This is a genomic window from Echinicola sediminis (assembly GCF_054777495.1).
In genome coordinates, this window is sequence record NZ_BAAHAP010000115.1 from 627 (window position 1) to 14,571 (window position 13,945).

Consider the following 13,945-nt stretch of genomic DNA (forward strand, 5'->3'; position numbering starts at 1 on the left):
GCTAAGGTTTGTCTGCGAAAAAGAGGAAGAAGTTTTCTTACAACTCCCTTCATGGAGGCCGGGAAGGTATGAAATTACCAATTACGCCCAGAAGATACGTGCTTTTTCCATTGAACAAGACAACAAACAAATCCCTTGGAAAAAAATGACTAAGGACCTTTGGTATTTCAAAGCAACAAGCGAAGGAACTTTCAATATAAATTATGAATTCCATGCTTCACAAATGGATGCCGGAGGAAGCTGGTCGGATGACCAACAGCTGTACCTGAATTTTATCAACTGCTGTTTTGAGTTAAAAAACCGCGAATCAGAAAAAATATCGGTCAGACTAAAACTACCGGAAGAGTATCAAGTTGCCACCGCCCTTCCTTTGATCTCAAAGCACCATTATCAAGCTGACAATTTCCAACACCTGGTGGACAGTCCTTTAGTAGCCTCCGCCTCCCTCCAACATTACAGCTATCAGATCGAAGACTCGAGCTTCCACCTGTGGTTTCAGGGAGAAATCCACTTTGACACCCCATCACTCCTTGAAAAATTCGCGGCATTCACCAAAAAGCAAATCCAAGCATTCGGCGGATTTCCAGCAAAGGACTATCACTTCATCTACCAACTCCTTCCTTACCGGCACTACCATGGCGTAGAACACCAGTTCTCCACCGTGATCACTTTTGGTCCCGCCAACACCATCGGAAAAAAAGAAAATCTAGATGAACTTTTTGGTGTCAGCTGTCACGAACTTTACCATTTCTGGAATGTCTGCCGTATCCGACCAAAAGAATTACTTCCCTATGACTTTTCGAAAGAAGCCTATATTGACACAGGCATTGTGGCAGAAGGAGTGACCACTTATATGGGAGATCTATATCTTTTAAAATCAGGCTACTTTAGCCTAGAGGACTACCTAGCCAATATGGAAAAACAATTGGTTAGGGAGTTCGAATCCTTTGGATGGCAGAACCAATCCATTAGCCAGTCCAGCTGGGACCTGTGGCTCGATGGATACAAGCCCGGTGTACCAGAAAAAAAAGTCAGCATTTATAACCGTGGCGCCTTGCTTTCCTTCTGCCTGGACCTAATGCTCATTGATTCCGGGAGCTCTTTGGAAGGAGTCATGAAAACCATGTGGGAAGATTACGGAAAACCCTGCAGGGGCTATTCACTGCGTGATTTTCAAAACACGCTTTCCCTCCATTTGAAAAACAAAGAGGTAGTTGAAGTCTTTTTTCAAAAATACATTTACGGTACGGAAGATATTTGGCCAATGCTCAGGGACCAAACCGAAAGCCTAAACATCAAAACAAAGTCCATACCTCACACGGGAATACTTGATGCCAATTGCGGAATAAAAACACTTCCAGATGGCACTGTTTCAAAGGTCCATCCAAAATGTCCCGCCTACCAGCTACTGATGCAGGGGGACAAAATAACTTTTATCAATGGGAAGCCTTTTGAGGACTTCAACGACTTGACCGATCAAACCCTAGATTTAAAAATCGATCGCTTTGGGCGAGGGGTACAAGCCCAAATCCCTTACCACAAAACCATCTATTATCATCAGTACAAACTTATACCCCAGGACAGCAATGATAAGCGCTCCATTTGGATGGGGCAAACCCCACATTAGAAGAGCGGCTATTTACAACTCACTACAATACAGTTCCTATCAGGGCAAATTGGTTTTGACTTTCATTAACCCCATGAAAGTCAATAAAATAATACAATTTATTCGTATATTATAATGAACCAAATACCCAAAATGACATGGAAACTATTTCAAAAATCGAATCTTGGGCAGACACCCACCATCCTCGATGGATTGACTTTATCAGAGTGGCTTTAGGCCTCTTTATACTTTACAAAGGAATCAGGTTCATAGCAGACACTTCTGCTTTGATGGAAATAATGAGCAATAGTGACCTTCAATTCTTTAACCTGGCCTTGGCCCATTATGTAGCCTTTGCCCATTTAGTAGGGGGACTGATGATCGCCTTCGGACTACTGACCCGATTTGCAATAGTTTTCCAAATCCCAATCCTCATTGGAGCAGTCTTTTTTGTGAACATCAATCAAGGTTTTTTATCCGCCTCCAACAACCTAGAATTTGAGGTATCCTTAATCGTACTCGTTCTTTTGATCGTCTTTTTGATTTATGGATCGGGAAAATTCTCCCTCGATCATTGGATGAAAAATCATCCTTACTGGTAAAACTAAAAAAAGCGCCTCAAAGGCGCTTTCTTAGTTTTATCACTTCATTTTCATAAGTCAAATAAGCTTTCCTCCAGCTCCTGATTAAAGCTTATGGACACCACATTTACTTCCATTGGCATGGGCATCATAGGGTTTGACACTACCATTTTACTTGGCATCACCAAACCATCCACCTCCTTATAATCCATAAACCAAACCTCTCCAGAGACATCCGATTTGGTCTTAAGCTTCAAGCCCGAATCCACGCTATAAAACTCTGTTGTTTCTGCACCATTGCTATCCTTCAGCAGCAGCTTATGCGCCTTTTCACCTTCCACCTCCTCTGTGCCACCGTAACTTACAGCATATCCCATCTCATCAAAATACAGCTCCTGAAAGATGTACTTTTGGCTTTTCATCGACCCCACCTGCTCAGCGGTAAGTTCTTGTTCCTGCCCCATACTGACCACTTTCCCAGTGCTACCCTTGATAACCGTTTTGGCAACTACATTCCCATTCATTTCGGTAACATTAACAGTCCGATCATTTTCCTGGTCTGTCACCCCCAAAATCTTCACCGACATCCCCTGGATCTCCGCCTCCATGATCATTTTCATGTTCCGAATTCCCTTGACCGCCTCTTCACCTCCTACCGCTTCAATGTATTTCTCTATGATGGCCTTAGGGCTTACCTCTTGATCAGACGGCTCAAGACTGCTTCTAGAATGACCTACAGCATGTAGATCCCAACCTGCAAATACCAGTATCGCTAGAATTGCGACAAATATCTTTTTCATAATATGTTTATTTAAAATCTGCGTCAGTCAAGGCCGCATTGAACTCCAAACTCTCCACATTGGTATTTAAGGGAACCGGAATCATTGGGGATTTTACTACCCGTTTCATGGCATATTTTACGCCTTCATGTTCCTGGTAATCGGAAAATGTCACCTCTCCGGTTTTCTCATTCTCACTCTTTATCTTCAGTCCTGTATCCACACTGTAATAGTTCACACTTTTGGCTCCCGTTGGATTGGACACCACTACCTTATAAGCATTTTCCCCATCTACCTCTTTCACACCTTCTAGGGTCAAGGTATACATTAATTCCTGATAGTGTGCTTCCGGAACAATAAACATGTTCATTTTAGCCTCTTCATACTGCTCATCATTGAGATTCTGGGTTTGCCCCATAGAAGCAGTGGTTCCCTTTCCATCAGCTAAGGTGGTATTTGAAACCGTATTCCCCATCATCATCACTTTTTGATTAAAGCGGCCTCCAGAATCATCATAGACCATCGCCATTTCAATCACCTGCCCCTGAACCTCGGCTTTCATCAGTATTTTTGCTGTCTCTACTCCCTCTACCGCATCCTTTCCTCCAATAGCATCCAAATACCCCTCTATTACTCTCTCTGCCGTCATATCTGCTTCCGCCATCTCGATTTCTTTGGCAGGATTTCCCATGTTGTCATACAGACTTACTGGACCAAACTGCTCCAACTTATCCTTCATTTCTGAACCATTCCCCACTACAGTGATGTACATATTGTTTGGTCGGATGTACTTCTTGGCAGCGGCATTGATATCCTCTACAGTAAGTGCGCTGAGTCGCTGCAAATAGGTCTTATAAAAATCATCTGGCAAATTGTACCTTTCCATATTGATGGCAAAACTCGCCAGCGTGGAAGGGCTCTCCAATGAACGTCCAAAGCTACCGCTCAAACTGGCTTTAGCTGACTCAAGCTCCTCTTCTGTCACCCCTTCATCTACAATTCTATTGATCTCATAGATCATCTCCACTATGGCAGAATCAGTTACCTCCGTCCTGACAGAGGCACTTGCCGAAAAGCTGGTAACCAACTTATCAGCACCTATTGAAGAGTAAGCCCCATAGGTAAAACCCTTATCCTCTCGCAGGTTCATAAACAATCTCGAAGACGAACCTCCTCCCAAAATATAATTCAATACCCTGGTATCCAGGTAATCTTCGTGGCTGATCTTCATCTCCAAGGGATAGGTAATGTCTATAACCGACTGCACCGCTGTGGACCGGTCAACTAAAGCCACTCTGTTTTCCCCTGGAAGCTCAGGTTTTTCATAAGTTAGGTTGACTACCTCTCCTCTTTTCCAATCAGAAAAATACTGCTTCACCAGCTTCTCCGCTTCCTCCTTATCTATATCCCCTACAATTGCCAAATAGGCTATATTAGGCTTAAAATAGGCACTGTAATAATCTTTAACATCCTCAACTCCGACATTTTGAATAGTCTCCTCTGTACTGGTTTCACCATAAGGATGATCTTTCCCAAAATCCAGGGCTGACGTCAACCTCCCTGAAATGGAATTAGGATCATCTTTCGATGTGGCCAATGCCGTGATGGCCTGCTTCTTCAGCTTATCCAGTTCGCTTTCAGGAAAAACCGGGTGATAAAGCACGTCGGTCATCAATTCCAATATTTTAGACTGGTGCTTCTTCAGGGAAGAAGCATAGATAGAGGTGGAGCCGGCACTTAGCGATGCCCCGATAAAATCCACTTCTTCGTCCAATTCATCTTTGGTTCTATTGGCTGTACCGGCCATGAGCATTTCTCCCACAAATCCAGTCATTCCAGCTTTATCCTTTTCCAATATAGGATCCCTATCGATCACCAAGGAAAAGGCTACCCTTGGAAGTTTATGATTCTCCACTACAAAGACTTTCAGGCCATTTTCCAGCTCAAAAGTTTCTGCATCCTGGAGTTCAATCTTAGGCGCAGGACCCGGCTCGGGATAGTTGCTTCGATCTACTTGCGCCATGCTTACGGAACAAACCGCCATACACAGGATTAAATATATCAGTATCTTTTTCATAACTATGTCTGCTTAGAGGTAAAACTATTCTTGAGGCTGCTCAGATTTCGGCAAATAATAAAGCACCACACGTCCATCCAAAGTCAGGTATTTTTGCGCCACACGCTGCAAATCTTCCCTGCTTACCTGACTGTACTTTTCAGCCTCTTCATTGATATGGTCAGTATCTCCAAAAAAGACATGTGACTGGGAAAGGTTTTGGGCAATACCCGCCAACGTTGCGTTTTTGCTCACCAAATCGTTCTCAATGATATTTTTCAGCTTGGCAAAATCCTTTTCAGAAACCCCTTCTTCCTGTACTTTCTTGATCAACACGTCTATTTCTGCCTCCAGATCATCTGCTTTCACTCCCATGTTGGCAATTCCATACATGATAAAAATCCCTCCGTCTTCCAGATCCAGGGGTATTGCGGCCACGGCCAAAGCCTTTTGCTGCTTGTCCACCAGCTCTTTGGTCATCAAGGAAGAATTGCCACCAGTAAGGTAGGTAGAAAGCATGCTCATCGCATAGGAATCGGGATCATCTTTGGCTGGCAGATTATAGGCCTGGATAACCGCGGGGATCTGTATGTTGTCATAGACAATGTCCCTGGTTTCAGTGGTCTTCTTAGGCTCCGTAATATCCGGCCGGTAAATCTCCCCGTTCCCTTTAGGTATTTCAGCGAAATACTTCTTTACCCACTCTTCAGTTTGCTGATAATCTATATCCCCTGCAATCGTCAGCGTAGCATTGTTAGGCACATAAAAGTCCTTATAAAACTGCATAAACTCATCCAGCGAAGCAGCATTCAAATGGTCCAAAGACCCAATGGGCGCCCACTGATAAGGGTGCTCCACATATGCCCGCTTTAAAGTTTCTGGCAAAATGGTCCCATAGGGCTGATTGTCGTACCGCTGCCGCTTTTCTTCTTTTACGACTTCACGCTGTGTGTCCACTCCAATCTGGTCAATTTTGGCATGCAGCATCCTTTCGCTCTCCATATAAAGCGCCAGCTCAAGCTTGTTGGACGGCAAGGTCTCGTAGTAATAGGTGATGTCATTACTGGTGTAAGCATTGAGCGTTCCACCTTCCGCCTGAATCTTTTTCATGTATTCACCGCGGCCAATATGCTCACTGCCTTCAAAAAGTAGGTGCTCAAAAAAATGTGCAAAACCGGTCCTTTCCGGGTTTTCATTTTTGGACCCTACATGATACAGGACCGAAGTCACTACAATCGGAGTTGTATTATCCTTGTGCATAATCACATGCAAACCATTATCCAAGGAAAACTCCTTGAAGTCGATGTCATTTTGTGCAATGCTTGGAAGGGACACACACCCCGCCATTAGCATCAATAGCGGAAATTTTCTCATAGGTAAATGTGTTGTTTTAAGTCGGATTCTCTATTCTGTGATATCGCCATTCAAATAAACAGAGTAGCTGTTTCTCTTAAGTACTATTAAAAATATTATTATTAAATGTATTTTTTTAAGCTTAAACAAACAAGTTAATCCCAAGATAAATAAGAACCACCCAAAATGCCGGAAAAGGGAAACAATAGCCCAAGGCAGACAAAACACCCTCTTTCTCAACCTCTTCTTTTGGAAGAGCCATTTAAATCAATCAGTTATCTCGCCCTCTTTTAAATCCAGGAAAAAAAATGCTACCTAAATCACAAACAATATTACCCCCACCCTGGGGATCTCCGAAAAAAATATTTTCAAACCGAACGCTACGTGTCTGGACACAAAAAAAAGCTGTCTCTTGGTGAAAGACAGCTTCTTAAAACTATTTTTTAGATTAAAATCTTACGCTTCAGCAGGTATAACGCTTACATAAGATTTACCATCGTGCTTTTTCTTAAATTCCACTTTGCCATCAGCTACAGCAAACAGTGTGTGGTCTTTACCCACTTTCACGTTTAATCCTGCATGATGCTTGGTTCCTCTCTGTCTTACGAGAATGTTACCGGCGATAACAGCTTCGCCACCGAATTTCTTCACGCCAAGACGTTTACTGTGAGATTCTCTACCGTTTTTAGAACTACCGACACCTTTCTTGTGAGCCATAATTTTTAATGTTTAGGACTGTTGCAAAAACAGTCTTACAGAGTAATATTTTCTATGAGTACTTTAGTAAATTCTTGTCTGTGACCGTTTTTCTTTTTGTAACCTTTTCTTCTTTTCTTTTTGAAGACGATTACTTTGTCACCTTTTACATGATCAAGAATTTTTCCTGTCACTTTGGCGCCAGCCAATGTAGGGGCACCTACCGATATTGCACCGTTGTCATCTGCCAACAATACTTCATCGAATTCAACGGAAGCGTCAACATCGCCTTGCAACTTGGGTGCATAGACATATTGATCTTTAGTTACTTTGAACTGCTTTCCTGCTATGTTAACTATTGCGTACATACTAAGAACTTTTATCAAAATTGAGGTGCAAATATAAAGAGGATTTCCTTAAGTAAAAAACTTCACCTATATATTTCATAAAATCCCATCAAAATCCTCAGTGCCTGTGCTTAAAATAAAGTAATAGCCGATCCTCCTTTATATTATTAAATAGAGATCTTTAGAAATTCATACAAAGGTAACACTGCTGTTCACATGACCCACACCACTTTTTACTTCCCCCCCCAGTCATAGAACTTATATGACTCCCCTCGAGACAGCATTAAATATCCCCCCTATCCCTCGCCTTCTTCTTCGGATAAAAAGCACCAATGATTATATTTGCCACTTGAAATATGGGCTTTTCTATCATTGCCTATTATTCGCCCGAATTTTAAAAATTCTTTCATTTTCTCTTGGTTTTCTTTAGGGTTTGAAAATCAACAAGTTGATTCATTACAGATTTAAAAAACGGACTAACTCATTTATAATCAAAAACTTATATCAAAAACCAATCATTGACCGGTAGTCAATTTTATATTGAATTAAGGTTTGTGAATTTTTTTTCACTTTTTTTTCATCCCTCTCAAAACCCCCTTAAAGGGCATTTTAATACAATGTTAACTTTAAATTAATATACATTACTCACTGAATTATAAATATTTATACCTATTTTGAACAACGGTCAAAAACTAAACTAATAGCGGATTATCATGGTTTTATTTTTAAAAATTGTTGATCATATTTGCTTTATGGCTTTTCGAGAAAGCCCTCTCTAAGCATAGCAATCAACACCTCAAAGTAGCTGAAACTCAAGATTCGAATAAATTTAATTCACTCATATTAAAGAACTTAACGTAATGCAAAAACCAGAACCCATATTAGCGCAAGGAGATAACAGCAGGTTTGTATTGTTCCCCATTCAACACGATGATATCTGGGAATTTTACAAAAAGGCTGAAGCCAGTTTTTGGACAGCGGAAGAGATTGACCTTAGCCAAGATATTAAGGACTGGAAAAACCTGACCAAGGACGAGCGTCACTTCATTTCCCATGTTTTGGCATTTTTTGCAGCCAGTGACGGTATAGTAAATGAAAATCTGGCAGAGCACTTCGTTGCCGAGGTACAATATACCGAGGCCAAGTTCTTTTACGGTTTCCAGATTGCTATGGAAAACATCCATTCAGAAACCTACAGCTTATTGATCGACACGTACATCAAGGATGCTGCTGAAAGGGACCGCCTTTTCAATGCCATCGAACACTTGGAATGCGTAAAGAAAAAAGCGGAATGGGCATTGAGATGGATTGATGAGGGCAATTTCCAGGAAAGACTGATTGCATTTGCCGCTGTAGAGGGAATCTTCTTCTCCGGATCTTTTTGCTCCATTTTCTGGTTAAAGAAAAGAGGTTTGATGCCAGGCTTGACATTCTCCAACGAACTGATCTCCAGGGATGAAGGATTGCATTGCGATTTTGCCTGCCACCTCTACACGAACCATATCCAAAATCCGCTACCAAAGGAAACGGTATCTAAAATCATCCAAGACGCGGTAGCCATCGAAAAAGAATTCGTCACTGATGCATTGCCAGTAAGACTGATTGGCATGAATGCAGATTTGATGTGTCAATATATTGAGTTTGTAGCAGACAGGCTACTGGTTGAATTGGGCTGTGAGAAAGTATGGAACAGCACCAATCCATTTGACTTTATGGACATGATTTCCCTTCAAGGAAAAACCAATTTCTTCGAGAAGCGCGTTGGTGATTATCAGAAGGCCGGAGTCATGAAAGGCAAAGACGCTTCTGATTCGGCCAAGTTCTCTATCGAGGAGGACTTTTAATCTACTTTTCCCAACTTTAAACTTCCTATTAGCATGTTAGTAATAAAAAGAGACGGCAGAAGAGAATCGGTAAGATTCGATAAAATCACGACAAGGATCGAAAACCTCTGTTCAGGTTTGGATTCTCGTTATATCCACCCAATTGAGGTGGCCAAAAAGGTTATTGACGGCCTATATGATGGTGTCACTACTTCCGAGTTGGACAACCTGGCAGCTGAAGTATGTGCATCGCTCACCGTCAAACATCCGGAATACGCTATTCTGGCTGCACGAATCGCCATTTCCAATCTTCACAAAACCACCAGTCAGTCTTTTTCCAATACCATGAAAAGACTGTATACTTATGTCAATCCAAAAACTGGTGAAAACGCCGCTCTGATCGCTCCCGATGTATACGGAGTTGTAAAAAAACATGCTGCACGACTTGATGAAGCCATAGATTATACCAGGGATTTCAACTACGACTTCTTTGGTTTCAAAACACTTGAAAAAAGCTACTTGATCAAGCTGGACGACAAAGTAGTCGAAAGACCTCAGCACATGCTGATGCGGGTAGCCATAGGAATCCATAAAGAGGACTTGGACGCGGCCATAGAAACCTATCAACTGCTCTCAGAAAAATGGTTCACACACGCTACCCCTACCCTGTTCAACGCAGGAACCCCTAAACCTCAATTGTCTTCATGTTTCTTGCTTACCATGAAAGACGACAGCATTGACGGTATTTATGACACCCTGAAGCAATGTGCCAAAATTTCCCAATCCGCAGGAGGAATTGGCCTTTCCATTCACAATGTCAGGGCCAAAGGTTCTTATATCCGTGGCACAAACGGTGTTTCCAACGGCATTGTGCCCATGCTGAGAAACTTTGACATGACCGCCCGATACGTTGATCAAGGAGGAGGAAAAAGAAAAGGGAGCTTTGCCATCTACCTAGAGCCCTGGCATGCGGACATCAAGGACTTCCTTGAACTGAAGAAAAACCATGGTAAGGAAGAAATGCGGGCAAGGGATCTCTTCTACGCGCTTTGGCTCTCTGACCTATTCATGAAGAGAGTAGAAGCCAATGAGGAATGGTCGCTATTCTGTCCAAATGAAGCACCAGGATTATCTGAATGCCATGGAGAGGAATTTGAGAAACTCTATGAAAAATACGAAAAAGAAGGAAGAGCAAGGGAAACCGTAAAAGCTCAGGAACTCTGGTTTGAGATATTGGAATCACAGATTGAAACCGGTACTCCATACATGCTGTACAAGGATGCCGCCAATGGAAAATCCAACCAGAAAAACCTTGGTACAATCAAGTCATCCAACCTATGTACCGAAATCATGGAGTATACTTCTCCGGACGAGGTGGCCGTTTGTAACTTAGCTTCTATTGCTTTGCCCAAATTCATCAAAACGGACAACCAAGGCAAGAAGTCTTTCGATCACCAAAAACTCTATGAAATCACTAAAGTAGTTACCAAGAACCTTAACAAGGTCATTGATATCAACTACTACCCTGTAGAAGAAGCAAAAAAATCCAACCTTCAGACACAGACCAATAGGAATAGGTGTTCAAGGATTGGCGGATGCCTTCATCTTATTGAGAATGCCCTTCGACTCTGAAGAAGCTGCAGGCCTTAACGAAGACATCTTCGAGACCATCTATTTCGCTGCCATGGAGACCTCTATGGAATTGGCCAAAGTACATGGTAGGGACGAGACCTATGAAGGTTCTCCGGTTTCCCAGGGACAGTTCCAGTTTGACCTATGGGGAGTCACTCCAAAGTCAGGCAGGTGGAACTGGGCTGAATTAAAAGAAAGAGTAGCTAAATACGGGGTTAGAAACTCACTATTGGTTGCTCCTATGCCTACTGCCTCTACTTCTCAGATTTTGGGCAATAACGAATGCTTCGAGCCTTATACTTCTAATATTTATACCAGAAGAACACTTTCAGGAGAGTTTGTGGTGGTCAATAAACACCTAATGAAGGACCTTATCCGACTTGGAATCTGGAATGAAAACGTAAAAAACAGACTTATAGCGGCAAATGGATCTGTTCAGGATATGCCAGAGGTACCTCAGAACATCAAGGATCTTTATAAAACCGTTTGGGAGATATCCCAAAAGGTGATCATCAACATGGCGGCTGACCGTGGAGCGTACATCTGTCAATCCCAAAGTATGAACGTCTTTATGCAAGAGCCCAACTTTGGTAAATTGACCTCCATGCACTTCTATGCCTGGAAAAAAGGCCTCAAGACCGGCATGTACTATTTAAGGTCAAAAGCGGCCTCCAGCGCCATCCAGTTTACCGTGGACAAATCAAACTTGGAAAGCAACCCATCAGCACATGCAGCCCAAGATGACCAGTCAAAATCCCACAACCAGGATGCCATCGCTTGTTCTCTGGACAATCCCGATGATTGCGAGATGTGCGGCAGTTAATCAAGTAACGTCGAATAACATAACTACTGAAATGTCCGGCTGATAAAAGTCGGGCATTTTTTTTGTATATTAAGTAAAGCAGAAGTCAGACCTTATCCTTTTATAATCAAGTTTTGGCAAGCCAACGTATCAATCTAATAATAAAAGCATTATATTACGACCTTGCCCAAAATCTAAACTAAGGAAGAAAGACTTCTTCAGAGCAAATTCAGGATAATTATTACGCGAGTTGGAATGAAAAAGACCTTATTGTTGATCGGCTGCCTAATGATCGCCATTTCTTATGTCCATGCTCAGGACATCGGGGATTTACGCTTATACAAGCCCTTCAAAGTGGATGTGGGGATCAATCTCACCTTCCCTACTGAATCCACTTTGACCACTGGAGGAGGACTATTCGTAGAGCCTCGCTACGGCATCAATGACCACCTTCATGTTGGACTCCAACTTGGCAGCAATATCCTTGGAGAAGGAGAATCACTTTTTAACCACAAAGAAGCTGTTTACCGAGCCCAAGCCATCAGTAACCTCTCCCTTACTTCTGAATATCATTTTGGCAAGCAAGAGACCAGGCCGTTTATTGGATTATTGGCGGGAATGTACCGTAGAAGCGATTATGAAATAGTGGATAGTGATGATGGGACCATCATTAACCAACAAAGCAATGCCGTTAATTTTGGTTTTGCCCCTAGGATAGGGGTTATGGCAGGTAAATTCAGAATGAACGTCACCTACCATCTCACTGGAAAAGACATCAGCAATTTTGTGAGTGTAGGGCTGGGCATACAGTTTGGAGGAGGTAAGTTAAAAGACAACGAATCACCAAGAGACTATTCACCCAATTGGTAATTTGCCATTAATCCTCTACTGTTTCATTACCTTGGGTTTGTTTCTCATACAACTCGGCATAAACACCCTTCTGAGCCATAAGTAAATCATGGGAACCTTCTTCTACTACCTTCCCGTCATCCAAGACGATGATTTTATCTGCCAGCTTTGCAGAGGAGACCCTATGTGAAATAATGATGGAAGTCATTTCTTCCATAATCCCCTTTAGGGCATTCAAAATTACATTTTCAGTTTTGGTATCCACTGCTGATAAACAATCATCCAATAATAGAATGGAAGGCTCTTTCGCAATTGCCCTGGCAATGGAAACCCTTTGTTTTTGACCACCACTTAGGGTAATTCCCCTTTCGCCCAGTCTTGTTTCAAATCCCGCTGGAAAATCTACGATATTCTGGTACACATCAGCATCCTTGGCGGCCTTTTCCACCACTTCACCGGGTATCTGATCCAACCCAAAACCAATATTGTTAAAAATCGAATCACTAAAGAGAAAAACATCCTGAGGCACATAACCAATTTGCCGCCTCAAATGCGAAATATCATACGCTTTGATATCATATCCGTCCAATAAAATCTTACCAGATGAGCCATCATACATGCGCATCAGCAGATTGGCGATAGTTGATTTTCCCGAACCAGTGGTACCAATAATGGCCAATGATTGCCCTGGTTGAATGCTAAAATTAACTTTATCCAAGGCCTGGATGCCCGAATCAGGATAGGTAAATGAAATGTTCTCAAAAACAATATCTCCCTTAATCTCAGAAGTAAGGTTTTCTTCACTGACTATATGGTTCTTCTCATCCAAAAATTCATTGATCCTGGTCTGGGAAGCCGCGGCCCGCTGGACAATACTGGTCACCCAACCTAATGAGGTAACCGGCCAAGTCAACATATTTACATACAGGATAAATTCCGCGATCACCCCATACCCTATGGCTCCCTGGATCACCTGGTTACCGCCTACGTAGACCGTAATAATAGTACTCACCCCGATCAAGCCCATAATCAATGGAAAAAACAAGGATTGCACCTTGGTCAGGCTTATGGATTTATCCTTGTACTCCTCACTTTCCCTTTCGAAGTTCTTGCTGCTGTCCTCCTCCCTCACAAAAGCCTTGATCACCCGAATACCGGAAAACGACTCTTGCACAAACGTACTCAATCCCGATAAGCTGCGCTGTATCTTTTCAGAACGCTCATTGATCATATTGTTCACAATGTAGATACTGACCGAAAGCACAGGCAATGGCAGCAGTGAATATATCGTCAAAGGCACATTTACAGTAAGCATATAACCTATTACCAGAGGAAAAAGCACCAAAAGATTGATCCCATACATCAAAGCTGGACCAAAATACATCCTCACCCGGCTCACATCCTCCGTCACTCTGGCCATC

Annotated in this window: 10 protein-coding genes and 1 pseudogene; 5 read left to right on the plus strand and 6 right to left on the minus strand. The window is 42.4% G+C overall.

Going from position 1 to position 13,945, the window contains the following annotated elements; all coding sequences use genetic code 11:
* Window positions 1–1,627: M61 family metallopeptidase (locus ACYVAA_RS19870; RefSeq protein WP_460545145.1), on the plus strand; the 1,627-nt coding region annotated here is incomplete at its 5' end.
* Between the two features lie 137 nt (window positions 1,628–1,764).
* Window positions 1,765–2,208, plus strand: coding sequence for a DoxX family protein (locus ACYVAA_RS19875; RefSeq protein ID WP_460545147.1), 444 nt, complete (start codon window positions 1,765–1,767; stop codon window positions 2,206–2,208).
* Between the two features lie 50 nt (window positions 2,209–2,258).
* On the opposite strand, the gene ACYVAA_RS19880 is transcribed toward ACYVAA_RS19875, so the two are convergent.
* The 5 genes from ACYVAA_RS19880 to rplU form a co-directional block, all read right to left on the minus strand.
* On the minus strand, window positions 2,259–2,987 hold the full coding sequence (locus tag ACYVAA_RS19880) for a LolA-like protein (RefSeq protein WP_460545151.1): 729 nt from the start codon (window positions 2,985–2,987) through the stop codon (window positions 2,259–2,261).
* A gap of 7 nt (window positions 2,988–2,994) precedes the next feature.
* Window positions 2,995–5,043, minus strand: coding sequence for a M16 family metallopeptidase (locus ACYVAA_RS19885; RefSeq protein WP_460545153.1), 2,049 nt, complete (start codon window positions 5,041–5,043; stop codon window positions 2,995–2,997).
* A gap of 24 nt (window positions 5,044–5,067) precedes the next feature.
* The gene (locus ACYVAA_RS19890; protein WP_460545156.1) at window positions 5,068–6,396 is read right to left on the minus strand and encodes a M16 family metallopeptidase; all 1,329 of its coding nucleotides are present in this window, start codon (window positions 6,394–6,396) and stop codon (window positions 5,068–5,070) included.
* A 435-nt stretch (window positions 6,397–6,831) separates the two neighbouring features.
* Entirely contained in the window at window positions 6,832–7,092 is a 261-nt protein-coding gene (gene rpmA / locus ACYVAA_RS19895; RefSeq protein ID WP_460545158.1) for a bL27 family ribosomal protein, read from the minus strand.
* A 35-nt stretch (window positions 7,093–7,127) separates the two neighbouring features.
* Entirely contained in the window at window positions 7,128–7,439 is a 312-nt protein-coding gene (gene rplU, locus ACYVAA_RS19900) for a large ribosomal subunit protein bL21 (protein ID WP_460545160.1), read from the minus strand.
* A gap of 839 nt (window positions 7,440–8,278) precedes the next feature.
* Between rplU and ACYVAA_RS19905 the strand changes: the two genes are divergently transcribed.
* From ACYVAA_RS19905 to ACYVAA_RS19915, 3 genes and pseudogenes are all read left to right on the plus strand, one after another.
* Window positions 8,279–9,262, plus strand: a complete 984-nt coding sequence (locus tag ACYVAA_RS19905) for a ferritin family protein (protein ID WP_460545162.1) — start codon at window positions 8,279–8,281, stop codon at window positions 9,260–9,262.
* Between the two features lie 33 nt (window positions 9,263–9,295).
* A pseudogene (locus ACYVAA_RS19910) lies at window positions 9,296–11,696 on the plus strand (ribonucleoside-diphosphate reductase subunit alpha).
* Window positions 11,697–11,930: 234 nt separating this feature from the next.
* The gene (locus tag ACYVAA_RS19915; protein ID WP_460545164.1) at window positions 11,931–12,545 is read left to right on the plus strand and encodes a hypothetical protein; all 615 of its coding nucleotides are present in this window, start codon (window positions 11,931–11,933) and stop codon (window positions 12,543–12,545) included.
* A gap of 7 nt (window positions 12,546–12,552) precedes the next feature.
* On the opposite strand, the gene ACYVAA_RS19920 is transcribed toward ACYVAA_RS19915, so the two are convergent.
* A partial coding sequence (locus tag ACYVAA_RS19920; RefSeq protein ID WP_460545166.1) for an ABC transporter ATP-binding protein occupies window positions 12,553–13,945 on the minus strand: 1,393 nt, incomplete at its 5' end.